Raw genomic sequence first — 25,907 nt, forward strand, 5'->3', positions numbered from 1 at the left:
TTTATTCCACGGCTTTAAAAATCAGGGAGGTATTCACCCCGCCGAATGCAAAATTATTGCTCATGACATAACGTACTTCCGCCATGCGGCCTTCTCCGGTGATAAAATCCAGGTTCCCGCACTGAGGATCCGGCTCGTTCAAATTAAGATTCGGAGCGAACCAGCCTTCACGCTGCATCAGTACACTGAGTTCAGCTTCCAGGGCCCCGGCCGCACCGAGGGTATGTCCCATGTAGCTCTTGAGGGTGGAAACGGGTACGCTGTTTCCGAAAATTCTGTATGTGGCAGAACCTTCAGCCGCATCCCCTGCCTGTGTTCCGGTTCCGTGAGCATTCACGTAACCGATGTCCCGGGCGTCAATTCCGGCACTCTGCAGAGCCATTCTCATGCATTTTTCCATATGCTCGCTGGACGGATTGGTTATATGGGTGGCGTCACAGTTGGTGGCAAATCCGACTACCTCGGCATATATGCGAGCCCCTCTGGCAACGGCGTGTTCATACTCTTCAAGAATCAGCGTGCCGGCACCTTCGCCCACCACTATACCGTCCCTGTGAACGTCAAAAGGCTTTGGAGTAAGCCAGGGTTCATCATTTACCTGAGTTGCGGCGAACATGGCGTCAAAAACACCTACGGTAAACGGACTGAGTTCCTCGGCACCGCCGGCAATCATGATTTTATGCGCCCCGCTCTTTATGCATTCATATGCATAACCTATACCCTGAGAACCGCTGGTACACGCCGTACTGGTGGCTATCACCCTGCCGTGAATCCCGAAAAATATAGCCAGATTTACGGCCACGGTATGCGGCATCATACTGACGTACGTGGTGGCATTGAGAGCCGTAACGTTCTTTTTATCCACGAAATCCGCGCAGTCCGCCATGGCGGTAAAGCTTCCTCCGGAGCTGCCGTAGGCAATACCGGCTGTACCGTCACCGAGTTCCGGAGAACCGGTAAGTCCGGCGTCTGCCAGAGCCTTTTCGGTTGCGGCCGCGGCAAGAATTCCCACACGCCCCATTGTTCTGGTCTTCTTTCTGGGATAGGCCGGCAGTTCAGTCTTTACGGGAGCGGCCACATGACAGAGCATGCCGCTGTATTCCGAAAGCCCCTCCATAACCTCTACCCTGTTTTTCAGGGCGTGTAGCGAGGACATGCACTCTGAAGGTTCCGTTCCCAGCGGAGAGTACATTCCCATACCGGTTATCACCACTCTGGTCATTAGCACATTCCTCCGTTGATACTGATATTCTGACGGGTAATGTATCCTGCATCGTCAGAGAACAGGAAACCGATAAGAGCGGCCACCTCCTCAGTCTTTCCCAGTCGGTTCAGAGGGACCAGAGGAAGAGCATGTTCAATGACCTCTTCTGAAACCATTTTGGTTTCAATGATTCCCGGAGAAACTGAATTAACCGTAATCTTTCTTTTTCCAAGTTCCAGGGCTAGTGATTTGCAGGCGGCTATGATCCCCGCCTTTGAGGCGCTGTAGTTGGTCTGACCGCGGTTGCCCACCATGCCTGAAACTGAAGCGACGGCCACTATTCTTCCGCCGTTTCTCAGTCTTATCATCGGCATCAGCGTTGGCTGAACCACATTGTAGAATCCGTCCAGATTGGTGGTAAGAACCCTGTCCCAGGATTCTCCGCTCATCCCCGGCATCGGTCCGTCATCGGTAATACCGGCATTGCTGACCACGCCCCAGTAGGCTCCGTTCTTTTCGATGTCAGCCTCTATAAGATCTCTGGTACTCTGTCTGTCGGCCACGTCAAATCTTAAAATCACGTGTGATCCGTTCTCAGGTGTCTTCAGTTCCCTAATCAGTTTTTCCAGCTCACCCAGACCTCTTTCACTGTGGCAGTGGAGAGCCAGAGAAAAGCCCATGTCTGCAAGTTTTGCGGCCACGGCCTGTCCGATATCGGAACTGGCTCCTGAAATCAATACTCTTCTGTTCTTATCAGCCATGAATTGTCTGTTGTTCCTCAGCAGTAGATTATTCGTTAATTACCTTGTTCCAAAGACTGCGCCAGAGCCGTTACCATGCCGGAAACATCCCGGGGTAAAACGGACTGACCGTCGCATCTTCGCTTAAATCTTCAGTCAAACTAATGGATTGTATATGATTTAAGGCTCAGCCATAAAGAAAGTTATGCCTAAATTACAGTTTTCGTCATAATACTTACGCCCAATTGACCGTTTTGTTCATAAATCAGCCGGAAAAGTACTGCAGAAACGCTCCGCCACACACGTTTCCTACATGTGTGTCCCGTCGCATTTTCACGGCAGCGAACACAGATTTCAAAAATAATCTTGAGTTTCATGATAATTATGTATATAATTTAATCAGATTAGATATATTTATTATCTTTTCTATTAATGTGTATGTTTTTCCTTTATTCCACAGATTTAAATAGTAATTAAGGGGTTTCAATATGGATTATGCCATTCCGGGTGCCTCCGCACCGTACCGTGTTTTACCGAACCGCAGTCTGAACCCCGGCGCCGCAGGCCCTGATCCTGATACCGGCTGCCGTGTTCCCGTTCTGCTTGAACGTTACTGTCTCAATGTTCTTCTTGCCGTTTCCGCACTTACCGACTATCTTACCTCCGCTGACTTCGGCTTTCATGCAGCTCTTATTCCCGCTGCCGGTACCGAGGCCTTTGCAAAAATCAACCTCTGGCGTACCGAACATCATCTGCCCATGTATGTGCTTAAGCGTGTTAAGGTGAACAATGCCGTCTTTACCCTTATTGTTCTTAACGGGAAAAAATTCGGTTTTGACGGAACCGGCGCGTCCGCCTATGAGAAGCTTGCCGCTGGGGTTTTCAAAGACGCCGGCATTACCCGTTACGCATTTTTCCCGTGCCGCGGAGACTCTGCCGCCTGCTGTCCTCTTTCCTGTTCCCGCGGAGGAAAAAAATCCGCTCATGACAGAAATGTTCATGAGGCGGATCCTCTCGACTTCACCCTGGCTGACTGCGTAACAGCCGCAGCCGGAGCTGACGGAGAAATCTCCGGCTTCTGCAATGCCGGTAAAACCGTCAGGGAGATTTTCATGCTGAAGCTTCATGAAGACCTGAAAGAACTCGGTGCCTGGCATAATCAGCCGGCATACGGAAGCTTCAGGCCACGCGAGCTTTATCCTGACTCCGTCATGAAGGAACTGAAGTTTTCGGATAACCCCGTTAAAACTCTGTCCAATCACGTAAAATTCACCGACGGGAACTGCCGGGCTCCCGGAGTGCTGAAATTACTTACGCTTAAGGGCTGGAGATTTTATGCCTCCATCAAATGCTGTGATAAATATGAAGAGCTGATATCACATCCTGACTTCCGCAAACTTCTGGGTTTTGAACCGGTCTCTTTTGCGGGCTTCAATCCTGTCGCATACCGGGATCTCGAAGCTTATCTTCACGAATCATCATTATGTGCGCCAAACCTGTACCGGAAACTTGCTGAAAGCGACGTATACCGGAGTATGTTTGCCGAAAGTCTTGCCCGAAACTTTGCTGAATACTCCGGATGCCGGGAGACTGCGGCTGACGGTGAAAAGCGTTCCGGTATTTTTGCCAGTCACACGTTCAGGGCCGGTTTTAGCCTGACGCTTGACTCTTCATCCACCGATTCCGTAAATACCGGAAAGGAAGCGGAGGAAATCATGGATTTTCTGCATGTCACGAAGGATGAAGGCGGGATGAAGCTTTCCGGGACATACGACGGCACCCGGGACTGCACCCGTTTTCTTGCCGGGATACAGCCCTTCGGCCTTCCGGATTTCATCCGACTTGAGGAGTCCGTTCCTCACTACCGGAATCTGCATGCATGCTTCTTTCTGGTACATAAACTCGCCCTGCTTCTGAATGCCGAAAATTTTGTATTCGAATTCGATTCTCCGTTTAAGGGAGGAACCGTCACCGCCGTGTACGGAAAAACCGGCTGCTCTGATGACGAGGCTCTTAATCTTATGGAAAAGGGGATTGTTTTCCGGTGCATGACCTCTCCTCTTGTATGCGGAGGAACCCATGCAGGCATTGTCTACCGGCTGTCCGGAAGCTTTGACCGCGTCACCGTGCTTAAGGAAGAGTACTGAAACCGTTCATGATTAAAACCCTCTGCGGTTTAAATTCCCCGTGCAGATAAGCAGGAATCGGAAAGGACATAAGACATTATGTCCTTTCCTTTCGGTCAACTGCAGCCGGGAACCCCAGCTCTGAAAAAACTAAAATTACCAAACTCAAGCTAACGTGATATACTTTGCAGAACATTTTGATACGGAGTCAGGTCTGAGACAACAAAAACCAGAAACATGCCGGACCGTTCACGGACTCCCTGTAACTAAGGAAATTTATGATTTACTGTGTGGATCTTGACGGCACCTTAATCAGCAATGACATGTCCGTTACTTCATTTTTTGAAACCATTCTGAAAAAACCCCAGCTTATTCCGGCCTGTTACAGATGGCATCACGAAGGCGGCAGAGCCAGACTTAAATACAACATCGGGGAAATATACAATGTTGACATCAGCCGTCTGAAGTTCAATCTGGAACTTATAGACTACCTGAAGGAACTTGCTGAAAATCCGGACAACTCCATCTACCTCGTATCCGGAAGCACCCAGAGCATTGTCAGCAAAATCGCTTCATACTTCAGCTTTTTCAAGGAAGGCTTCGGTTCTTCAATCGATGTGAACCTTACCGGCAAAAACAAGCTGGCGCTTATAAAAAAATACTTCGGTGACAGTGACGTATGCTACATCGGCAACGCCAGAGTTGATCTGAAGGTATGGGAAGGAACCCACAGCGGTATTGTGGTAAGCAACTGCGGTTCCTTCATCAGCAGTGCCAAGAAGGTAACCAGAATCGAAAAGGTGTTCAAAGGCAGATTTGCCCATCTTAATCAGGAAGACATCAGTAATAAAGGCTGATTACCGATACAGGCCTGCTATTACATGAAAAAGCCGGTGTTAATCCGCCGGCTTTAAACATAATCATCTGAAAGCTTCAACATGTCGCGGCAGTCTGACGCTTACTTTTCAAAAAGTCGGCTGACATAGCCGTCATCAGGTTTCATAACCGTTATTCTGGCCTCAGTGAGTCTGTTTCCGGTTTCGGCACTGCAGACACAGGCTTCAGCCATGCATACCCCTGAACTGTCCTCATAGGAGATCTTTACGCGGGAACTGAGCTTCATTCCCTTTACGATAGGCTCCTTCGCCATGATTTTCATTTTACGGATTGAGAGAATAAAACCTATTTTGAAGTTTCTGCCGTTTATTCCGTCCTCGGCAATCATCAGTGCGGCGACAGTCTGAGCCATGGTTTCGGTAAGAGATACCGGAGGCATCACACCGTCCTTTTCGGAGTAGCCGACACACGGTCTCATTCCCGCGGTAAATTCGCACACAATGGTTCTTGCTCCGATATCAACGCTTTCCACACGATCAATGAAACGCATCGGTTCCTTCTGCGGAAGCCTCTCGATTACCCAATCGTATTCAGAGGAGGTAAGATTATCTAACATCTGACTGCTCACTGTCGTATTTTCCGAAAATCAAAGAAATATTGTTGCCGCCGAAAGCGAAATTATTGGACATAATCACCGGTTTTTGGAGATCTTCCGGTTCCTTTACCAGATGAATGTCATCAAATTCATGACTAGGCATATGGCTGAGATAGCCTATGGCCGGAAGTTTCATGCCGTATCTGAATATCAGGTAGGCAATATAGGCCTCAACCACGCCTGCCGCTCCGAGTGTATGTCCGGTAAGATGTTTGGTTCCCGATACAGGCACCCTGTCTCCGAACACGTCACGAATAACCTTGTGCTCCATGGCATCGTTAAGAACCGTGCCGGTGGCATGAAGATTCACGTATCCTATATCCTCCGGGCTGAGTCCGGCATCCATCAGAGCCAGTCTGATGGCGGTCTTGGCGCCGTGACCTTCAGGTTCCGGTGCGGAAATATGATAGCCGTCGGTACTTGAGCCGGTTCCCAGAAGTTTCATCACATATCCGCTTTTAAGAGGTTCTCTGGTAAGGATGGTTATGCCCACGCCTTCACCGATATTGATGCCTGCACGGTCATCACACAGGGGATGACACCTGCCGATATCAAGAGCACCCAGGGCAAAGAAACCGCTGACCGTGATTTTGCTCAGAGTGTCACAGGCCCCGACAAGTACGGCATCGCAGGCCCCGGATTCGAGAAGGGCTCTGGCGCTTACAAACGCCCTGCCGCCTGATGAGCAGGCTGTGGCAATGGAATAGCTCGGACCGGTAATAGCCAGTCTGTCGCTTATAAAAGCGGAGATGTTGCCGATTTCGGAAACTCTCGGATCGTATTTAAGTTCACCATTTTTTTCACATTCGGCGCTCAGAACCTCGTTTTCCACATCGGTAATCGCTGAAGTGCTGGTGCCTATAACCGCACCAATGCGGTCAGGTGAATAGCGTTCCATCATTTCATCGATAAGAGGTCTGATATCATTCAGACATTCATTCAGCAGACGGTTGGCTCTGCAGTCATGTCTGTTCAGCGGATCGGGATAAAGAGGGATTTCCGCAAGATAAGCCTTCTGCCCGCCCGGCAGAAAACCAACACGTTCCCTAAGACAGATATCCGTACCTTCGGAAAGATTCTTCACGGATTCTTCTTCAGTTAATCCAAGTGCACTTTTGCAGGCAAAGCCGTTTATGTAAATCATGATTTTATTCTTAATCTGTATTATTCACGTACATACAAACCGGGACACGGACATTCCGAAGTCCCGGTCGGTAATCCCGACAACTCATACAATTATACATTAACTTAAAAGTTATGCCTGCAAACATTGATGTCAATTCGTCAGATTTATGACGTAATCATGCCGATTCCGACAGTTTAACGGTCCGTGCCTGCTGTTTTTTCAGCATCAGGGCTGTAATCGGAATTACCGCAAGTCCCCAGAAAATCACTGCCCCCATATTAACTACCGCCGGCATGTCTGAAAGCATCAGCAGGCCGCAGGAAACCTCGGTGGAAATCCATGCAAGCGAAAGCGTGGCCAGAGTATTGTCCGAGGAATCCTCCTTCATGTTCCTGATAAACACGCAGTAGTCCGCTCCAAGACCGGTAACCACGAAAAGCGCCACGGTGGTGAACAGATTAAAGCTTCCGGTAATACAGTAATCGGCAATGATTCCCGCCCCGAGTCCGGTGGTAAGAGGCAGTACTGCAGAAGTGACAATTCCAGTTCTCAGGACAAGGGCTCCGGCGGCAAAAATCAGCACCAGTGCAATGAGGAGCATTCTGTTCAGCTCCTGTCTGTAGACTCCGAAAGCCTCAGACCAGTCCTTCCGCCTGTCCAGGGAAGAAAAGCCTCTGAATGACCTTATTTTCTGAATAAGCCCGGCGTTATGGGAATTGGCACGGACAAGCACCGACTTTTCACCCGTCATAAAATCCGAAAACAGGGGCATATCGGTCACTTTAAAGGTTGTCGCCCCGTCGGGACTGACCTCTCCGTCATCAAGGATGAATCCCTGTTCCGCGTAAACATCCTTAAGTGCCGGATACAGTGTTCTGTAGTTTTCAATGCTTGAACGCTGCGCCCTTTCAGAAGGAACCTTGAGACACGGAGCCTCCAGGGCCATGCGTTCATCGGAAGCGAGAGTCAGCAGAAAATCCTCGCAGGACTCCATGGCGTTCTCAAGAGAGTCACCGTCAAGAATAAACCACAGACTGCCGTCATCCCCGTTGACCGTTCTGTTTATTTCCATATCCATTTCGGCAAGTTCCGTCTGGTTCTGACGAAGAGAAGCGACGTCATCATCGGCTCCGGACACAAACATGAGACAGCAGGCCGCAGTCACGGTAAGCAGAGCCGTGGCGGCAGAAACGGAACGGGGAATTTTTACCAGCCACCGGCGACAGATAGCCAGCACGTTTAATGACGACGAGGATGCAGAAATACTGCGCAGCCTGCTCAGACTCAGGCAGTAGCAGGACAGCAGAAAGGTTCCGGTAAGCACTACGGAGGCAAACACGCCGAGTTCCCTGAGGACATTTAGCCCCGTAAACGAGGTTACCCCGTAGGCAAGTACGCTGGTAATGAGACTCAGTGTTAACGGGAGTCCCAGTTTTTTTGTGATTTCAGCCGGACTTTCCCCGGGCTGATGCGCGCGCCTTACCAGCACATGAAGAATATAGTCAAAGGAAATACCGGCCAGTGAGGCGCCTATGGCGATGGTTATCACGTGCATGCTGCCGAAAACCGTAATGACGGTACCGAAGGCGCTGAACATGGCAAGCGAAAGAACCGCCACAGCGGAAACAAGAGGTTTAACGGATCGGAAGAAAAAGAGAAGCAGAATCACCAGCATGATTCCGGAACCGATACTGATTTTACTGATGTCGTTTTCCGAAGACGAGGCCGCCTCCTCGGCAAAGAAAAAAGCTCCGGTATAAAGAAAATCAATTTTCCGGGACTGCAGATTTCTTTTAAGTTTTCTGCAGAAATCAAAGAGTCCGGACTTCTGGGAGGTGCTGAGATCCGATGCGGAAAGAGAAGCGCTTATGACATAGTTTCTGCGGTTTCCGCCGTCGGTAACGAAAGCAAAACCTGAAGGATCAAGACTGTATCTTCCAGCAGTCTGTCTGCCAAGATAATGGCGCATGGTGAAAAACGGATCATTGCGGATTTCCTTTTCGGTGGCACCTCCGAACGGGCTGTACAGTACACTGAGAACCTCCTCCCTGAGTTTTTCGGGATCCGGTCTTCCCCAGGTAAGATAGTCGTCAGCACCGAGAGCATATCTGTGTGCAAAAAGCAGACTGCCGGTTTTTTCCATGTCGGCAAAATTTCTGACTCTGACAAAATCAAATGCGTTCAATTCTGCGGTAAATTCCTGCAGGGTCTGTTTCATGACGGATCCAGAGACTTCTGTCTCTCCGTCAGCCCTGAATACAAAAAGAAGCTCCCGGGAAAGCTTTTCCGTAAAATATGCGGATGATTCACCGTTCTGAGTCAGATGCGGAAGCAGATAACCGATATCCGTGCTGATGATGCCGCTCCCCTTCTGCAGAAATACCGCAGTTCCGGTAATTATCGGAATCATCAGAAGTAAAAGAACCGCCAGTGCCTTTATTTTATCTCTCATGCTGAATTTCTTAATGTGTATCAACGCCGTCATTTTCTCAGAAAATGAGGATTACCGGGAAAAAGAACTTTATCTGAAGCTGCAGAAATCCTTTATGCCGGCAGCCTTCGGAGAATCGGACTGCTGTCCGGAAAACACCATGCCGGTATAGCTGTTTCCGTGTTCCATAATGGTGATGCCGCTCAGCATGTCATGTTTTCGTTCCAGCTTTATACGGTAAATAACTCCAGCGATCTGTCTGTCCTTAGGCTGCAGATATATTACCGATATTCCGTCTTCTCCTCTGCCGCCGCTTACCACGTCAAAGCTGTCGGTTACCTCCCTGGATCTGCCGTTAACCCCGCTGTTAAGCACCGCAAGAAGAATGCTGTTGAACATACCGTTCTGATCCCCTGACACTGATTTTGAGGAACCGTCCGCCTGAAATTCGGTTACCCCGTCATCATCAAAGAGCCAGGCTCTTCTGAAAGGAGTCAGCATCTTCCAGCAGAGTCCTTCCGAAGAAGAAAAAAGCATGCTGCCGGTGGATTTCAGAGTTCTCTCAGACTCAGCCATGAATCTGGTCTGCTCAAAATCACTTATTACGGAATCATGCTTCAGGCTCCCGAAAAATTCTGCCGCGGCTTCGGCTGATGACGGAAACCCTCCGGACAGGGATTCATTTTTTTCTGAAGAGGTCTCGGCTGCCGAAACGCCGTGCAGCGTTAAGGACACCAGAACCGCAGAAGCCGCCAATGATCTGAAAAACACCTTCATTTATTCTTTTACCTCCGTTTCACCGCCGCAGTTATGCTCCGGCTTTTTCAGAAACGCCGGGAAGAGCCTCAACGGCATTTACAAAGCCCTGAGGCATGAAAAAGCTCAGCTCGTTGCCGGATGCCGGCAGGCACACCTGAACGGTTTTTGCCTTTACGCAGATTTCACCGTCACGGATGATTTCAAAGGAATGAACCAGCCTGTTGACGTATTCATCAAGATAGACCACAACCGTAAATTCATCACCGAGTCTCAGAGAGTGAAGATATTTCATGCGTTCATCAACTATCGGAAAGAAATTTCCGTCGTCGCGAATCCGGCGGTAGCCGTATCCGATAAAATCAAGAAACTCACCTCTGGCCACTTCAAGATATTTCAGATAATTGCCGTGCCATACCACCCCCATGGGATCACAGTCGTAAAACTGCACTTTCTGATGTGATTCAAATGTATACAGATGGCTCATTCGCTGCCGCTCCAGAAATCATAAAAATTAAACCATTCATAGGGATACCTGTACAGAATCTTTTCCAGCTCGGAGGCATATTCCTGTGCATACCGCTGAATTGACTGTTCACGGTTCTTTCTGTCCAGTTTTACGGATCCCCATTCATGACAGTAAACCTTGATGCCACTGCCGTCAGTCAATCCTAACATAATACACACCGGAATTTTAAGAATTGATGCCAGAATCCACGGTCCCTGCGGAAGTTTTGCCTTTTTTCCCAGAAAATCCACCTCAACGGAACGGGTAGACTCATCAATAAGACGATCTCCCATTATGGCAACCCACTCTCCCCGGGAGGTTCTGTCGGCAAGCTCCACGGACAGCGAAGGCCCGATGTCTGTGGTACTGATGATATTGAGTGAACTGTCCTTATTGAGACTTCTGAGGTAGTTCATGAACACCGAACTGTTTTCGGCATGCATCAGAACATTTACGGTCTTTTTTATTTTCAGGGTATTGAAGGCTCTGAGTACCTCAAGGTTGCCGATATGAGCCCCCATCACCAGAACTCCGCCGCCTTCCTTCGCCCTGGCAAGAGATCTCTGCAGACCGCCGTCAATTTCTCCCAATTCCCCGAAATCCGTCTGACCGGACCATGATACTATCTTTCCGATGACGGCCCTGCAGAATGAATAGATGTGCCGGCGGGAGCTCAGTCTGCCGAGCCTGATTCCTCTGCCGGAGGCTGAACGGCTCAGAAGCTCAAGATATTCTCCGGATATTCTTCTGACTCTTCCGTTGAACAGAAAGATAATCCATGAGGCGCACCAGGCGATAAAGTAAACCGCTTTTTTACCGCCGATGCGATAAATAAACAGCAGAACATTCATCCCGAAAGGAGAAGTGCTTTCACGCTGTTTTCGCCATGATGCGGGACTGCCCATTACTATACGTAACCTCTCTTTCTGATGGCCGGATAATGGAACACCTTCTCCATACACAGTCTGGTATGCATCATGGAGATGCGCAGGTTGTCGGAAAATCCTCGGAAGTTGCTGCAGGTGCCGGGAGAATATTTCACATTCACAGGAACTTCAAGGAAATCAACTCCGGACCAGTACATGCGCACGAAAATATCCGTGTCAAAGTCCATTCGTCTGCCGACATGTCTGGAATGCATAATGCCGAGAGCCTGTTCCAGGGGATAGAGACGCATGCCGCACATGGTATCAACAATTCTGCATTTGCCGAGTTCCACGCAGACCCACAGATGCGTCATGTATCTTCCGAGCCTGCGGCAGGTCGGAACGGAGTGATCGTATACAGGAGTTCCGTTTATCATTTTTTCAGGATTCTGAGCTCCGAGACTCAGAAACGTCGGTATATCCTCAAGATCATGCTGTCCGTCCGCATCAATCTGAAGCACGTGGGTAAAACCGAGCTCCCTGGCCTTTTTGAAGCCGCTGAATACCGCAGCCCCCTTTCCCATGTTGATCTCATGCCTTACCAGCACCTGATTCATCAGGGCAACCTGTTCCCTCAGCTTTGAGGCCTTCGGTTCTCTGTTGCCATCGTCCACCACAATTATTTTTACTCCGTAGTGCAGAAGGTCAGGCAGAATTCTTATAAGGGGTTCCACATGTCTGTAGCATGGAACCACAAGGCACGGTTTGAAATCAGGCACGACGTTCTTCTCTTCCACAACATTCAGGGGAGCCCTTTCCTGCGGCTGACGATAGTTGCTGTATCTCATAGTTAACCAACTCTCTTTGTATTTTTGTTTACTAAATTTCTAAACTGATATTAAAACCGCATATTTAAACACAGGTTCTATAATATATCAGAAAGATCTGTTCAAACTCTTAACCTATGTAACATATTTCAGCATCCGATGACTGAAATTCACTCATTCTGAATGTTTTTTCGTAATCCTCCCCGTCTTATTCAGACTGATGCGTTTTTCCGTGCACACCGCATAACCTGGAACAAATCAGGTCACCTGTTTGGAATTATCGCCATGCTCATATATAATGCACACGAAAAAATTTTTTGTTCTGGCTTAACGCAGTTTATCTGCTGCAGATTTGGAAATAATCATGAATGATTTTATAAAATCAACTGCAGAATTCATACAGGCCGCGGATGACTTCATATGGGGTCTTCCCATGCTGGTTCTTCTGCTCGGCGTCGGTATTTTTCTGACAGTAAATCTGAAGCTTCTCCAGGTGTTTCACCTGCCGAATGCGATAAAACTTCTCTTCACTCCTCATAAGGAACATCATTCCAAAAAAGGAGACGTTACCAGTTTTGCCGCCCTGTGTACTGCACTTGCTGCCACCATCGGTACCGGCAACATTGTCGGCGTGGCCACCGCTGTCGGAATCGGCGGTCCCGGAGCTCTGTTCTGGATGTTTGTCGCCGCATTTTTCGGTATGGCCACCAAATACGCCGAATGTCTTCTGGCGGTAAAATTCAGGGAACAGGATTCCCGCGGTCACTTCGTCGGGGGACCGATGTTCTACATCAGAAACGGCATAGGATCCAGTCATCCGAAAACCGCAAAGATTCTGGCGGTAATGTTTGCGGTCTTCGGTATTGTTGCCGGCTGTATGGGTATCGGTACATACACTCAGATAAACTCAGTGGTTGAAGCCGCAAACCAGCTCAGCTTTGACAGACTCTACGTAACCATTATCATCACGATTCTGACAATCATCATCACCTACGGCGGACTCAGAACGATTTCCAAAACCGCTCAGAAGGTCGTTCCTTTCATGGGAATCATCTACATAATCACCTGTGTACTGGTAATCCTTCTCAATCTGGAAAAGATTCCTGAATCCCTGTATCTGATTATAAGTTCGGCATTTGCTCCTACTCAGGCCATCGGCGGTTTTGCCGGAGCAACCATCATGATGGCAATGCAGAAAGGCGTGGCCAGAGGCATCTTCTCAAATGAAGCAGGTCTCGGTTCCGCTCCTATCGCCGCCGCTTCCGCCAAAACGAATTCTCCTGTTGAGCAGGGGCTGATATCCATGACGGGAACCTTTATCGATACCATCATCATCTGTATGCTCACAGGTCTTACCCTGGTAATAACCGGAGTCTGGACTTCAGACAAAACCGGTGTTGCCATGACCACCCTGGCATTCCAGGGAGCTCTCGGCAATGAAATCGGCCTGTACGTGGTAAATATCTGTCTGATTCTTTTCGCCTTCACCACCATCATCGGCTGGAATTTCTATGCTGAACGATGCGTGATATTCCTGTTCGGAGTAAAGGGAATCAGACCGTTCAAGATACTGTATATTCTGCTGGTAGCCTCATACATTCTGATTGTGCTTTTTGTCGATATGAACAATGTTGCCGAAAACACGGCCATCAATGCCATCTGGACCATTGCCGATATTGCCAACGGACTTATGGCCTTCCCTAACCTTGTGGCTCTGTTCATGCTGAGAAAGGTTATTTTCGAGGAAACCAGAAAATTCTTTTCGGGTAAAAAGGATGCAGTGAAACTTCAGAATTAAAGATATGCCTTCAGGTTACCTTTAATCAGAATTTATGACACATACTGAAAAAAGAGTCTGCCGCGGCAGACTCTTTTTATCTTTAGAATAAAATCACGGAATGATTATCTTCCGCCAGGGAATGAAGGCGGTTCACCGCCGCCGGCTCCCGGTCCGAAAGATCCGCCGCCCTGAGACAGAGAAGTATAGACATGGGTTGAATCATTGGTGGTTACGGAACCGGTTAGAGAGCCTCCGCTTACTGAAGGCATTACGGTATACAGGCCTCTGAACTCTGTTCCACCGCTTACGGTCACTCCTGAATATACGCCATAGGTATCCGCAGCGGCAAGATTTGGAGAGGACACCGTTGCCAGACTGTATGAAGTTGAAGGAAGCTTAAACACAAACACAGGATTGTCTGAGGAGTCCCTGATTGCCATAACGGTATTCTGACTGCCGAGATAGCTTGAACCGATTACAAAGGTATTCTGAGTTGTGGTTGAAGAACCGGTGCTTGCATACTCATGGTTTGAACCGCTGATGCCGACAGCCAGACCGCCGGTAAATGTCAGCTTTCCGTCACAGTCAAAACCGTCTTCACTGCCCGTGGTGGCCACGCTTACTATAACACCGCCGGAAATGTTGATGTCTCCGTTGGAGTCAATGGCATCCGCACTGGAAGCATTAAGATAGAGACTGCCTCCGCTGATGTTTATATAGGCGGAGCCGTCACGACTTGCATTGAGAGCGTCATCCGTAGTATTGATGTTGAAAGTACCGCCTGAGATTTCCAAACCGAGTTTGCCTTCAATCCCTTCAGGTGAACATTTTTCAGCTTCAGTGGTGAGAATACCGTCTTCGTCATAATATGAAACTGTATTCTGGCTTCTGTCTGAATCAATAACCTGACCGCTGGTGGTGATATTGAAGGTACCTCCGGAAATCTTTACTACCGGACTCGGATCGTCGGTGGTTTCGGTTGTTTCTGCATCATCTTCGATATCCCATTTGGCACTTATGGCCTTGCCGACGGTAGTAATGTTTACGACACCGTCAACAAAGTTCATACCGCCAAGACCTGCACCGTCCTCACTTTCATCGCCTGATACGATAATGCCGCGACTCTGCTTATTGGTATGATTGCCTACACCTTCAATGTTAATGGTTCCGCCGAACATGTCAAAGCCGTTCTTACTCTGCAGACCGTTGCGGCCGCTGTTCTTTACACCTATCTGACCGCCGTACACGTAAAGTCTGTTCTTGGCATAAACACCGTGCTTGTAAGCCGTGCTGATATTCAGGATACCGTCACCGCTGATACGGAAAATTCCCTTGGTACTGATAACACCGTTATCGTCTGAACCGAGAGCCCATTTCTGAGTCATGGATGCCTCGCTGACGTCAACGGATGAATCAACGGATGAATCATAATAGTCAGTACCGTTTGCCTTACTGTATCCTATACCGAAAATACGTCCGTCTGTCAGGTAATTGGTGCCTTTGAGAATTACATATGCGGTGGCAGTCTTGGGTCCGACTACAACGGCAGGATTATTGCCGCTGGTAATATCCACCCCGTTAAGTTCCACGCCTACGGAAGCATTCTTTTTGGCTGTTATGTCAACGGTACCTTTTGTCAGGGTACCTGAAAGAACAAATTTAATGCTGTCTGAAGTACCGGAGGCATCAACTGTAATATAACCTTTACCGTCTCTTACTATTGAAACACCGTCTATGACGGCAGTTTCAGTTCCCTTGAGAATTGAACTGAATTCTGAATTATCGGTTGAGAAAGTCAGATCACTGAGATTTATATAGATGGTATCACTGAATGCCGGTAAGGATTCATCTGTGGCATTATTACCGTAATCTCCGGTATAGCCGGAAAAGAGATCCGCTTTAACAGCCGGTGTACCGTAGGAACTCAAATCCTCATCATCAGCATCGGAATCATCACTGCCAGATTCATCTCCGTCGGAATCTCCGCTGTCAGAATCACCACTGCCAGAATCTCCGCTGTCAGAATCATCACTGCCGGAATCATCACTGCCGGACGAACCCCCCCCTGAAGATCCGCCTTCCCCGGAAGAATCATCGCCGGAATCATCCCCGCCGGACGAACCGCCTCCTGAAGAGCCGCCATCTCCGGAAGAATCATCGCCGGATGCTCCGCCTTCAGATGAACCGTCATCTCCTGAGGAATCACCATCAGACGAGCCGTCATTACCTGATGAACCTGAATCATCGCCAATGGAAATTTCCGTACCATCAGAACTTGCGGATGCTCCGCAACCTGTCAGAGAAGCTGTAAGTGAAGCAGAAATAATTACAGCTAATAGAGATTTTTGAAAACTCTCAAGATTTATCATCTTATAATCCTCAGTTAAAATATATACTGCTGACTGCGATTATTAATCCTGAATTTAACTTTTATGCTTATTTGATTATTATTATTAGTATTTTATTATTTTTAACATCTGCTTTTGCCGAACACAGCACACACAGTGTTTAACGAATTCAATGATATTTCCAGTTACCTTAAAATATACAATTCATTAACATGCTAATTGTAACCAATGATTGACTGGTTTTCCTGTATTAATTTTATACATTTTAAATAATTGTTAGTTTTATCATAAAAAAACTTGAACACGAAGCAGACACAGTGTGTATTTTTTATATTATTTAATATCATTGTCATATAAAATCAAGATAAAACAAGAAAATACTGAAATGTCTTATTATGTATTTCCTCAGAACTAATTTAGCCGATTGACCGCTGTTCTGTTTCTGTGCCTTCACTTGAACAGAACAGGATTTCCGGAAAGAAACATAATCCGTTGTCGTAAACTGATTTTTCTTTTTTTCCATAAATCAGTTTACGACAACGGATTATGTTTTTCTTAACATGGACGGTTCCGTGAATGATAAAGATCCTGAAGTTCTTTGGAAATCACTTCTCCAGTTCTTTCAGTTTTAACTCATCTTCAGATAATTCCTCACGCAGTGTCTCTAACTGCTTTTTTATTTCCGGAATTCTGCCTTTCAGATAGATGCGATGATAGTCATCACGTTCGGCACGTAATCTGTCATAATTTTCCTGTTCTTCCGCCAGCGATTTATTTACATTTATCAGTTCATGTTCCGCCTCTTCTGAAAACTGACGTAATTTCTTATTAAAGTCATAAATTTCTTCATAAGATGATTTCAAAAAAGCAATTAATTCAGAAAAATAATCAGCAGACAGATGATGTTCTTCAAGCTTTTTAAATCCCTTAGTAATCCTTATAAGTTCATCATTCTGGGTATTACCTTTGACTGTCATTCTATACATAGCAATTTGATTTTTCACACGTGATTTGAAGATTTGAATTCTCTTATCAATAATGCCGCACATTCTTTTGTTTGCGGATCTGTACTCGTGCAGGAACCAGCAGCTATTATTATCCAGCAATCCGTAAGCACGAGCTTCATATGCAAAAGAAATCGAACTGGTATAAATATCATCAATATCATGAACAATTTTCTGTAATTTCTTATGCTTTTTTACAATTTCATACCAGACACCGACAGTTTTCCTGGCAATTTCAGCACTTTCCTTACCAGTGGCCAGAGCCTTGCACAGGCTAGATTCAGCAGCTGTCAGTTCTCTGATTCGATCTGAAGTTTCCTGATTGTTTTCTGCATTATTCACATCACCCATCGCATATTCTCCTTATTTTCTTAATAACTGTTTCACATAATCGTATGACGTCTGTATAAACTGATGTTTTATCATCATGTTTTAATATTAGCACATATCAGACATATTTGCTATATTTTAATTACATATTCAATGTTTTTATTGACATAACACCATACAAATGTATACTAAAAACATATTTAACCCACATAAAGCAAATATTTTAAAACAATATGCACCAACAGACATCATTAAGAATTTACACTGTTCAAGCATTAAACGGAACTAATGCCTTCAACTGAATTCCGTCATAAAAATATAAAAGGAAGTAATTTTATGAATTCGAAAGATAATTATGAGACTTTTTCAGCCTCTCAGATTGAAATGACCCTGACTCTTGCTCTTGATAAACCTCAGCGTTTCGCAGGATGTTACTATGCCAGAATGAATCCGGTTCTGTACCGCATGTCGACACTCGTTCCTCTGCCATGCTGTAAAATTGCCCCGTGTGTAAAGGATGCCATGAGCATTTTTCTGAAAAACTCCTTTAACGATGTCGAAGAATACTATTCAGAATATGAAAAGGAACTGGATGATAAATACAGTGAAAAAGGATTACCTCAGGATGGATACACTTCTCTGAAATTCACCAATGAGAAGGAATTTACTCTGCTTGTCGACAATCCTTATGCACTCAGATTAGCCAGACTGATCGTACGTTACGACAATCTGCTGAAGAAACTGGATTTCTACTGGCTTTCAGGTTTTATGGGAGATGCTGAACGCCTTACTCAGACAATACTGCTGAATAATAAAATTAAAACATTCAGACATTCCATTGGCCATATTAACAAAGCGCTTTGCACCAAAAAATATAAAAGCCTCGGTTTCGGCGGTGAAGACGAACTTACGCGTGACGAAATAGTCGCAGCCCTGCACGAAAAAAGCGACTATCCTGATACGGAATTTAAAGCCTCGGCGGCCTAGTTCTTGTCAAAGAGAAGATGAAGCAAATCATTGGTTGATACGGTAACATGTTTTACGGAAACCACCACCGCTTCAACATCTTCAGTTTTATTAACGGAAACAGCGGCGTATCTGTCATTCAGAGGTTTTATCAGGAAGCCGCTGTTTTTCTGTTCCAGAATTCCGAAATCACCGGTTCTGGTTTTTACGATTTTTCCGGTTATATCTTTCAAATCAAAGCGGTTGTCGTCATTGAGATACATAAGTTCTATGAGATCATCGGGGTAAATGGACAATTTAGCCAGATTGGCATCACTTGCTATCATTGAATAATTCTGAGGGAAAACCTCATCCTGTAAATCAAAGCTTTCCTTAAGAATATCCAGAACATATTTCATGTAATTATTTCTGGAATCATTGTTTCTGCTGTTAAACAGGAGAAACGCTCTGCGATCAAAAAGTTCGTTCTGAGACAGACTTCTTTCACCAGACTCTTCGCCCCCGACTCCTCCGAAAAACTCTATTTTCAGATTGAAAAGATTGGCAAGCTTTCTGGCAATTGCAGGACTTATCGGACTCTTTCCTCCTGTCAGACGGTAATAATGTCCAAGTGAAATGCCTATGGCCCTGCTCACTTCCTTGGCCGTAACATTACAGATTTTATTGAGAATTTCTAATTTTTTAGGTATCGGTGCCGCCAGAAGAAGACTTATTTCGTCTTCAGTGTACTTTTTATTGATTACCAGAGTATCAGAATTCTTAAAAGATGAATAATCACTGTAAATTTGACTTTTGCTCATTTATTTTTCTCTATCCAATAATATTCAGGTGTCTGTCGGCATAAATGCTGAAACCGATGCGCCTGACTGAATGTTACAGCCCGGTGTTCATCAGTTATCACTGACATAGATTATAAACAAATCCTGCAATTATTTAAAACACTGATGCAAATAGTTGTCGCCTCGAACAAATTAGAATTCACAAAAGTCTGTCAGAATGAGAAAAAGCAGCATCAAAATGAGAAGAACAACCCTCAAACGAGGGTTGTTCAGCGCAGTGACATCTTTACAGATTATCTGTCATTCCTGCCATGACATCAGATTTTAGTCTTAACACATAACTGCATTCTTCTTCAGAAAGGCGACCGGCAAATGCATGCAGCAGGGCAGCATCAACAGGATCACTGTCATAGGAATATGCAACCGTCAGTGTTGCCCATCTCACTAATGTTCTGGTACTCATAGGTACGGACATATAAATATGATTAGGCATCGGATCAAGGTGCGATTTTCTGATTTCAGAAGCCACCTTTACCATATCAGACAACAGACCCGCATCAAGTTCAGGTGCCACCAGTTCAAGAAGTTTCAGTTCTTCGTCATGTGACATGTAATCACATCTGATGAATCTGAATCTGTCCAGAAAAGCGGCATTAAGGAGCTGTGTACCGTGGTAGGTTCCTCGAGAACCCCTGCCGCAGGTATTTGCAGTAACCACCATCCTGAAATCAGGATGAGGCTTAATCACCTCTCCATTGTTTTGTATCACGACCAGATTTCGTCCTTCAAGGACGTCATTAAGACCGGAAAGCTCTGCAGCATCGGCTAAATCTATTTCATTAAGAATCAGAATATAACCGTACTTCATGGCTCTGGCCAGCGGACCGTGAACAAACACCAACTCATTACTGACAATGGTTGGATGACCAATCAGATCAGAGAGTTCAAAACGACCGTTGATGGTTAGAGAAACCACCGGCCATTTAAGAACCGCAGCTGTCTGCATGACCATTGATGTCTTACCGCAGCCGCTAGGACCGTAGAGATAGAGAGCATCGCCGGAAGACTTTCCGAGAAATGAAACAATGTGTCTTAACATGTGTTCATCAAAAACATAATCATTCTGCTGTTTTACCAGATACTGACAGTTTTCATCAAACACGGGAACCTCAATGGAAACACCTTTAAGGCCGTCAAGTCCGAATTCAGCTCCGATATCAGCCTTGCGGACTGATAAAGATGCTTCATCACGGGTTACATTTTCAGACATTTCAGTTTCAGTCTTGTCATAAGATTTACGCATAATTTTCTCCTTAGCGTACAGCGCCTCCGAGCAGAACTGTGCTCAGGGCAACGGGCTTAAGCCCCAACCCGGAAATCAGAAGATTCCGGAACCCATACCTCCGATAAGAGGCATCAGCGTTTCCCGAAGGAAACAAACTGTCCGGACAGGAAAGCCGAACAGAAGAATCAAGGAGAAAAATTCTTTTTATGCTGTTGAATTATTAAATGATGACAGCTCCCGTGAAAATCCCCGAAAGCGCGTCAGAAAAATTGAAGGAATGATAAGAAATAAAAGATGCGGGCACTGGACGTAAAGCCTTGATTTACGGCTGTGTGTTTACGGATTATTTGAAGTATTTTCCAGGTTGCTCATGTTAAACACGGAAAAGATTGAATAAATTGCGAATCTAAGCAGGTGGAAAAAATCCATTTAGATGATCGATGCAGAAAATACCTCCCGGACTACTTTTACGAATGAGAGGTTTTTATTTAAAGGAAGACTACTTTCCGAAAGAAATCTTTCCCTGAGAATAAATCATGCTTTCATCTGAAGCATCAGCAATGACAAAACTCAGACTGCCGTTCCCGACACTGATGCTGATAACAGCTTCTGTTTCTGGAAAAATCATATGATTGTACTTAACGGTATCAAAACTGACGCCGTCAGTGTTAAGGTTAATTCCGAAGAACTTTTCGGCAAGACGGGAAATCACATACAGCTGTCCCACTCCGGGAAATATTTTCCGGTATTCAAAATGACCGTTGAACCAGTCAAGCTTCTCCGGAAAACAGGCCTTTATGCGTAATGAATTTTCTGAAACTTCACTTTTTCCAAAATCAGGCAGATTCATGATAAAAAGCCCTCTCCACTTTTTTATAGGCAATCTTCCGGCTGTCCGTTAAAGGCAGCTCGTCAGTTATGATGAAACGTCTTGGAACGGTAAGCTTTATCATCACTCTGCCGAGCTCATTTCTGAGTCTGATAAAGAACCGCCCATGAGTGACTGAAGAAAGTTCGCGTCTGCCAGTATCAGACAGCACCAGCATGGCTCCGATGAATTCACGTCCCTTCTGTTCAAATTTCACCACTGCGCATTCCCTGATGAATTCGTGCGCGGTAATTATCTTTTCAAGTTCATCAAGACTTACCCTGTTGTCCTCAAGCTTTATGATTCTGTCACTTCTGCCGAGAAGTGTAAAGCTCTGTCGGCCGCAGGAATTTTCAGAAAGTCTGATAACATCACTTCCGGTATACGGAACCCCTCCGTTAATATGAGCCGAGGTGATTCTGACAAGTCCGGTATCTCCGGCTGCGTTCCCCTCTTCATCAACAGTCTCCACTCTGGAAACTGACGGAACAAGCCATTCCTCCTCGGTATTTTCAGGATATCTGTAGGCCATGACTCCAGTTTCGGTACTGCCGTAGATTTCCAGAAGCGGCGCATCATACACGGCTTTCGCCTTTCTGAATACGGGAGCCGTCAGTCTGCCGCCGGCGGACATCATGAGATTGACACGAACCGGACAGACGGTATCATCGAGTCTCTTGAAGAACCCCGGATTTGATATCAGAAACAGATTTCTGGACAGACCGCGAAGATTCATGAACTGTTCCTGATACTCCAGCATGGAAACATATACAGGGATTTCAGAAATTACCGGAAGCAGAAAACGGAACAGCACTCCGTAGGCATGGAAATTTGTGACCGTGGCGGCACCAACGGTATTGTCAGCGTAAGAAGGGAGAATGAAATTCCTCACACATTCTATTTCACGGTAGAAATCCCCAAGTGTGCGGGGAACTCTTTTCGGGAGTCCCGTAGAACCCGAGGTGAGACCGGTAATGGTAAGCTTCTCTTCTGCATTCCTGTCTTTCACGAACGGCGAAAGACAGTCAATAAACCGGTCAACGCTCTGACAGAAATCGGAATCTGAAATCTTAATGTTTTTTTTCTGTCCGTCGGGAGCGGCATACGTTTCAGTACAGGAACACACCGTTTCCCTTAAGGAAACATCATCAAGAATGTCCCTTACACTGCCGGCAACCGTCTCGTAATCATTCTCTTTTTCAGATTCTTCGGTTTTCTGACACGCCAGAGGCGCCTCGGAGGGAGACGAATAGCGGGGACCGCAAAGACATTCACTGCGGTATTTTCCAAAAATACCGGAAAGATCCAGAAGAGCAGGAGAGTTTATTCCGTATGCCCCGTCTTCATTCCGGAAATGATTTTCGGCATCAGTGAAGATTCCTTCTTCAGAAAACACGCAGAGAGTGCATTTTGCATCGAATACCCTGAAACCTTCAGGCTGAAGCGTATTCGGCTGAACGATATTCTTTCCCAGAACCCAGCCTGCATACATCAGTGCCAGCATATGGGCCGGATTGTCGGTTGCCACCACAAAATCATCATAATCGGAATATCTGCGAAGACGTTCTGTGCAGATAAAGGACAGTCTGATGATATCCCTGCCGAGAAACCCGGCGGTGGCGTCAAAGAACATCACACGATCATGATTACCGGTATCCGCGTATACCGAAAAAAGAGTTTTCACTGAACGTTAAATCCTGTCTGCAACAACCTTTACAATATCACCGACGGTTTTCACTGACTTGAAATCTTCTGCGCTTAAACGGCATCCGACCTTCTTCTGAAGTTCTGCAACCATGTCAATGGCATCAATGCTGTCAAGATCGAGATCGGTAACGATGTTTGATTCACGGGTAACCTGTGCGGGATCTATTTCAAAATTGTCGGCTATAATCTTTTTTAATTCTTCAAATACTTCATTTTCTGTCATTGAAGCATTCTCCTTGTATGTTGTCATATGTCAGGCGTTAATCCGCCTTTAACTATTTCTTCTGAGATTCGATGAACCTGACCAGTGTGGCCACTGAGTAGAAATGTTCCCTGACATTTTCTGATTCCGGACTGATTGAGACACCGAAGGTATTCTTCAGTGCCAGACCGAGTTCCAGAGCATCAATGGAATCAAGACCGAGACCGTCACCGAACAACGGAGCATCGGTATCAATATCTTCAGGTGTGATGTCTTCGAGATTTAAAGCATCTATAATCATTTTCTTTACTGAAAGAACCAGATCGCTGTTCATATACACTACTCCTAGCTGTTTTTTTACTGTCATACCAGTTGGTTATTAAAACATAATAAGCTCAACTTATCCAACAATAAGCATTTAATATCAACCTCAGTGCAAAAATTTAAATATATTTGACCACAAATCACACAGATACAGTGATTTTGACATCTGCACACAACCTGATAATAAGCAATGTGTTTCCGTTCAGTTTCCAAGAAGCACTCTGAAAGTGACGCTGTCTGAATGACCTTCACCGTCAAGAAGACTTACCGTATGAATTCCCTCTTTCTCAACCTGAATGAAGCTGTCTTCGGTCTGTTCACCGTCATGGGACAGATAAACGGTTCCAGTGCCGCCCGTATAATGAATGAACACTCTGCCGTCGGCATCTGCCAGCACCACGTCCCCGTCATTCGGGAAATCAATGTGAAGAGCCTTGTCGTCAATAAGCTTTCTTTCTTCAACCACCTCAAAAAGAGCTTCCGGAGAAGAGATTTCAAGCAGTTCACTTTCAATCACCGGACGATGCATTTTTTTGGCAGGCAGACGGCCGAGAATTTCAAAAAGAACAGGAGCGGCATCCTTAAAGCCGGAATACTGATAGTAACCGGTTCTGTTGTCCGGAAATCTTATGGCAACCGCCACGGTATGATTTTCCAGACTGCCGATGGCAAGGGCGTCCGTAAACCTGCTTGAGGTTCCGGTCTTGTATGAGACCTCGTCAGCGGTAACGGCATTGTCCGGTCTTCTGGTAAGCCTGAGAATATTGAAAACGGCTCTGGCGCTGTCTTTTTCCATAAATCTCACTGCCGGAAAGAGCTTCTGATTTTCATACAGGGCATACGGATTCATCATACCGTCCTCGTTAAGCATGGCATAAAGTCTTGCCAGATTCATCAGGGATATGTCGGCACTTCCGAGAATCACCGAATAATCAGCCGTGCTGTTGCGTACCTTGAGCAGGTTTTCATTGCGGTTCATGGAATTCACGAAGTATCCCGGACCTATGAGCTCAAGAACCTCAAGAGCCGGAAGATTGAGAGAACTTACAAGCGCCTTTGCCGCAGTTACCTTTCCGGAAAAACTTCTGTCAAAATTATCGGGACGCCAGCTGCCGAACAGTTTTGAATTGTCATGAAGAACGGTACGCGGATGCAGCCGTCCTTCCTGAAAGGCCAGACCGTAGGCAAAAGGCTTCAGTGCGGACCCCGGAGATCTCGGTGAAAAAGGCAGACAGATACGGGTAATACCCAGATCCGAAGAACCGAGAACCCCCGTAACTCTGTGAGTATCGGCATCCAGAACCACTGCGGAAAGTACCGCACCGTCCTGATGCTTTTCCCTGAAGGATTCAGACACATCCTGAAGCACGTGCTGCACGGATGGTTCCAGATATGAATGAACCTCCCTGTCAGATGTTTCCGAAAAGACTCTGGATGCCAGTGTTATGGCACTCTGGTCAATGCTTCTGAGATTTCCGGCGACGTTATCTTCAAGTGTGGACTTCCACACGTCGTCTCCGAAAACACCCTTGTCATGGGAATTTCTCAGAACCTCGTTGATATAGTAGGCTGCGGCTTTTGGATTCCGGTCCGGACGGATATGCTCCGGTGCTCTTGGAAGAGCAGTAAGAAGAGCGGCTTCAGAAGGAGTCATTCCTGAAGGCAGATGTCCGAACCATCTCAGTGACGCAGCCTTGACACCTTCGGTGTTTCCCCCGTACGGAGCCAGGGTAAGATACCACTCCAGAACCTGCCTGCGTCCGAATTTCTGAGTTATGTAAATGGCCTGAACAACTTCCTTCAGTTTATTGAGATAGGTTCTTTCGTGTCCGGTGAGTCTCTTTACAACCTGCATGGCCAGAGTCGAACCTCCGGAGGTTATTCTGCCGCTGGACACATTGCCCCACAGTGCACGAGCCATTGCCGGAAAGTCAACTCCGCAGTGGCTGTGAAAATTCCGATCCTCGTTGGCAAGCAGCATTCTGATATAAAGAGGACTTACGTCCTCTACGGAAGTATAGAATCTGTAAGACTCGTTATCCTCTGACAGTGAAAAACCGGCAATGGAACCGTCAGCGGCATAAAGGACTCTGGATCTTTTTTCAATAAGGGAATAATCCAGTTCACTGATACAGCTCAGACAGAACAGTACCGCACCTGTAACCGTGGCAGACATTATCAGCAGCAGATACGCCGCCCTTCTTCCGCGAAACACAGTACTAACTTTCACAAACAAAC

The 25,907-nt window shown here is 46.3% G+C and carries 22 protein-coding genes; 4 read left to right on the top strand and 18 right to left on the bottom strand.

Translation table 11 applies throughout. The features are described 5' to 3' along the window. Position 1 precedes the first annotated feature (1 nt). Together T489_RS0100520 and fabG are read right to left on the bottom strand one after the other, a co-directional pair. Entirely contained in the window at positions 2-1,222 is a 1,221-nt protein-coding gene (locus tag T489_RS0100520) for a beta-ketoacyl-ACP synthase (RefSeq protein ID WP_031578088.1), read from the bottom strand. Beyond that, complete coding sequence (gene fabG, locus T489_RS0100525; RefSeq protein ID WP_031578089.1) at positions 1,222-1,965, bottom strand: 3-oxoacyl-ACP reductase FabG; 744 nt, start codon at positions 1,963-1,965, stop codon at positions 1,222-1,224. The genes T489_RS0100520 and fabG overlap by 1 nt, the downstream gene beginning before the upstream one ends. 467 nt (positions 1,966-2,432) lie before the next feature. Between fabG and T489_RS0100530 the strand changes: the two genes are divergently transcribed. After that, positions 2,433-4,091 carry a hypothetical protein gene (locus T489_RS0100530; RefSeq protein WP_031578090.1) on the top strand — a complete coding sequence of 553 codons (1,659 nt, stop codon included), beginning with the start codon at positions 2,433-2,435 and terminating at the stop codon, positions 4,089-4,091. Between the two features lie 257 nt (positions 4,092-4,348). Further along, positions 4,349-4,927: a haloacid dehalogenase-like hydrolase gene (locus T489_RS0100540; RefSeq protein WP_031578091.1), complete on the top strand. Its 579-nt coding sequence runs from the start codon at positions 4,349-4,351 to the stop codon at positions 4,925-4,927. Positions 4,928-5,028: 101 nt separating this feature from the next. On the opposite strand, the gene T489_RS0100545 is transcribed toward T489_RS0100540, so the two are convergent. From T489_RS0100545 to T489_RS0100575, 7 genes are all read right to left on the bottom strand, one after another. Further along, a complete protein-coding gene (locus T489_RS0100545) occupies positions 5,029-5,535 on the bottom strand; it encodes a FabA/FabZ family ACP-dehydratase (RefSeq protein ID WP_157608019.1) in 507 nt (168 codons plus the stop codon). Further along, the gene (locus T489_RS0100550) at positions 5,513-6,706 is read right to left on the bottom strand and encodes a beta-ketoacyl synthase N-terminal-like domain-containing protein (protein ID WP_031578093.1); all 1,194 of its coding nucleotides are present in this window, start codon (positions 6,704-6,706) and stop codon (positions 5,513-5,515) included. Before T489_RS0100550 ends, T489_RS0100545 begins: the two co-directional genes overlap by 23 nt. Before the next feature lie 157 nt (positions 6,707-6,863). After that, a complete protein-coding gene (locus tag T489_RS0100555; RefSeq protein ID WP_031578094.1) occupies positions 6,864-9,140 on the bottom strand; it encodes an MMPL family transporter in 2,277 nt (758 codons plus the stop codon). Positions 9,141-9,209: 69 nt separating this feature from the next. Further along, on the bottom strand, positions 9,210-9,896 hold the full coding sequence (locus tag T489_RS0100560; RefSeq protein ID WP_031578095.1) for a LolA family protein: 687 nt from the start codon (positions 9,894-9,896) through the stop codon (positions 9,210-9,212). Positions 9,897-9,927: 31 nt separating this feature from the next. Continuing rightward, positions 9,928-10,362, bottom strand: a complete 435-nt coding sequence (locus tag T489_RS0100565; RefSeq protein ID WP_031578096.1) for an acyl-CoA thioesterase — start codon at positions 10,360-10,362, stop codon at positions 9,928-9,930. Next, positions 10,359-11,288, bottom strand: a complete 930-nt coding sequence (locus tag T489_RS0100570; RefSeq protein ID WP_031578097.1) for an LpxL/LpxP family acyltransferase — start codon at positions 11,286-11,288, stop codon at positions 10,359-10,361. Before T489_RS0100570 ends, T489_RS0100565 begins: the two co-directional genes overlap by 4 nt. 2 nt (positions 11,289-11,290) lie before the next feature. Then, positions 11,291-12,097, bottom strand: a complete 807-nt coding sequence (locus T489_RS0100575; protein ID WP_051621664.1) for a glycosyltransferase family 2 protein — start codon at positions 12,095-12,097, stop codon at positions 11,291-11,293. Between the two features lie 355 nt (positions 12,098-12,452). On the opposite strand from T489_RS0100575, the gene T489_RS0100585 reads away from it, so the two are divergent. After that, a complete protein-coding gene (locus T489_RS0100585; protein WP_369791967.1) occupies positions 12,453-13,874 on the top strand; it encodes an alanine/glycine:cation symporter family protein in 1,422 nt (473 codons plus the stop codon). Positions 13,875-13,978: 104 nt separating this feature from the next. On the opposite strand, the gene T489_RS13935 is transcribed toward T489_RS0100585, so the two are convergent. Beyond that, positions 13,979-16,225, bottom strand: coding sequence for a carbohydrate-binding domain-containing protein (locus T489_RS13935; RefSeq protein ID WP_031578101.1), 2,247 nt, complete (start codon positions 16,223-16,225; stop codon positions 13,979-13,981). Positions 16,226-16,809: 584 nt separating this feature from the next. After that, positions 16,810-17,559, bottom strand: coding sequence for a hypothetical protein (locus T489_RS0100595; protein ID WP_031578102.1), 750 nt, complete (start codon positions 17,557-17,559; stop codon positions 16,810-16,812). Positions 17,560-17,874: 315 nt separating this feature from the next. Between T489_RS0100595 and T489_RS0100600 the strand changes: the two genes are divergently transcribed. After that, the gene (locus T489_RS0100600; protein WP_157608020.1) at positions 17,875-18,525 is read left to right on the top strand and encodes a hypothetical protein; all 651 of its coding nucleotides are present in this window, start codon (positions 17,875-17,877) and stop codon (positions 18,523-18,525) included. Here the strand turns inward: T489_RS0100600 and T489_RS0100605 are convergent. The 7 genes from T489_RS0100605 to T489_RS0100635 form a co-directional block, all read right to left on the bottom strand. Beyond that, positions 18,522-19,304 carry a helix-turn-helix domain-containing protein gene (locus T489_RS0100605; protein ID WP_031578104.1) on the bottom strand — a complete coding sequence of 261 codons (783 nt, stop codon included), beginning with the start codon at positions 19,302-19,304 and terminating at the stop codon, positions 18,522-18,524. The two genes, T489_RS0100600 and T489_RS0100605, sit on opposite strands and share 4 nt — an antisense overlap. Positions 19,305-19,569: 265 nt before the next feature. Then, complete coding sequence (locus T489_RS0100610; protein WP_051621665.1) at positions 19,570-20,586, bottom strand: AAA family ATPase; 1,017 nt, start codon at positions 20,584-20,586, stop codon at positions 19,570-19,572. A gap of 481 nt (positions 20,587-21,067) precedes the next feature. Then, entirely contained in the window at positions 21,068-21,418 is a 351-nt protein-coding gene (locus T489_RS0100615; protein ID WP_031578107.1) for a hypothetical protein, read from the bottom strand. Then, positions 21,405-23,120 carry an AMP-binding protein gene (locus tag T489_RS0100620; RefSeq protein WP_031578108.1) on the bottom strand — a complete coding sequence of 572 codons (1,716 nt, stop codon included), beginning with the start codon at positions 23,118-23,120 and terminating at the stop codon, positions 21,405-21,407. Before T489_RS0100620 ends, T489_RS0100615 begins: the two co-directional genes overlap by 14 nt. A 6-nt stretch (positions 23,121-23,126) precedes the next feature. After that, positions 23,127-23,366 (bottom strand): acyl carrier protein, encoded by a 240-nt coding sequence (locus tag T489_RS0100625; RefSeq protein WP_031578109.1) that lies wholly within the window; start codon positions 23,364-23,366, stop codon positions 23,127-23,129. Between the two features lie 52 nt (positions 23,367-23,418). Further along, complete coding sequence (locus T489_RS0100630; protein ID WP_031578110.1) at positions 23,419-23,679, bottom strand: phosphopantetheine-binding protein; 261 nt, start codon at positions 23,677-23,679, stop codon at positions 23,419-23,421. A gap of 192 nt (positions 23,680-23,871) precedes the next feature. Continuing rightward, positions 23,872-25,899, bottom strand: a complete 2,028-nt coding sequence (locus T489_RS0100635; protein ID WP_031578111.1) for a transglycosylase domain-containing protein — start codon at positions 25,897-25,899, stop codon at positions 23,872-23,874. Positions 25,900-25,907 lie beyond the last annotated feature (8 nt).

Origin of the sequence: Ruminobacter sp. RM87, from assembly GCF_000701925.1 — a bacterium.
Lineage (GTDB): Bacteria > Pseudomonadota > Gammaproteobacteria > Enterobacterales > Succinivibrionaceae > Ruminobacter > Ruminobacter amylophilus.

Coding starts and splice junctions, on each gene's coding strand:
- T489_RS0100520 (WP_031578088.1), bottom strand. CDS start 1,222: ATGACCAGAGTGGTGATAACCGGTATGGGAATGTACTCTCCGCTGGGA.
- fabG (WP_031578089.1), bottom strand. CDS start 1,965: ATGGCTGATAAGAACAGAAGAGTATTGATTTCAGGAGCCAGTTCCGAT.
- T489_RS0100530 (WP_031578090.1), top strand. CDS start 2,433: ATGGATTATGCCATTCCGGGTGCCTCCGCACCGTACCGTGTTTTACCG.
- T489_RS0100540 (WP_031578091.1), top strand. CDS start 4,349: ATGATTTACTGTGTGGATCTTGACGGCACCTTAATCAGCAATGACATG.
- T489_RS0100550 (WP_031578093.1), bottom strand. CDS start 6,706: ATGATTTACATAAACGGCTTTGCCTGCAAAAGTGCACTTGGATTAACT.
- T489_RS0100555 (WP_031578094.1), bottom strand. CDS start 9,140: ATGAGAGATAAAATAAAGGCACTGGCGGTTCTTTTACTTCTGATGATT.
- T489_RS0100560 (WP_031578095.1), bottom strand. CDS start 9,896: ATGAAGGTGTTTTTCAGATCATTGGCGGCTTCTGCGGTTCTGGTGTCC.
- T489_RS0100565 (WP_031578096.1), bottom strand. CDS start 10,362: ATGAGCCATCTGTATACATTTGAATCACATCAGAAAGTGCAGTTTTAC.
- T489_RS0100570 (WP_031578097.1), bottom strand. CDS start 11,288: ATGGGCAGTCCCGCATCATGGCGAAAACAGCGTGAAAGCACTTCTCCT.
- T489_RS0100575 (WP_051621664.1), bottom strand. CDS start 12,097: ATGAGATACAGCAACTATCGTCAGCCGCAGGAAAGGGCTCCCCTGAAT.
- T489_RS13935 (WP_031578101.1), bottom strand. CDS start 16,225: ATGATAAATCTTGAGAGTTTTCAAAAATCTCTATTAGCTGTAATTATT.
- T489_RS0100595 (WP_031578102.1), bottom strand. CDS start 17,559: ATGGGTGATGTGAATAATGCAGAAAACAATCAGGAAACTTCAGATCGA.
- T489_RS0100600 (WP_157608020.1), top strand. CDS start 17,875: ATGAATTCGAAAGATAATTATGAGACTTTTTCAGCCTCTCAGATTGAA.
- T489_RS0100605 (WP_031578104.1), bottom strand. CDS start 19,304: ATGAGCAAAAGTCAAATTTACAGTGATTATTCATCTTTTAAGAATTCT.
- T489_RS0100610 (WP_051621665.1), bottom strand. CDS start 20,586: ATGCGTAAATCTTATGACAAGACTGAAACTGAAATGTCTGAAAATGTA.
- T489_RS0100615 (WP_031578107.1), bottom strand. CDS start 21,418: ATGAATCTGCCTGATTTTGGAAAAAGTGAAGTTTCAGAAAATTCATTA.
- T489_RS0100625 (WP_031578109.1), bottom strand. CDS start 23,366: ATGACAGAAAATGAAGTATTTGAAGAATTAAAAAAGATTATAGCCGAC.
- T489_RS0100630 (WP_031578110.1), bottom strand. CDS start 23,679: ATGAACAGCGATCTGGTTCTTTCAGTAAAGAAAATGATTATAGATGCT.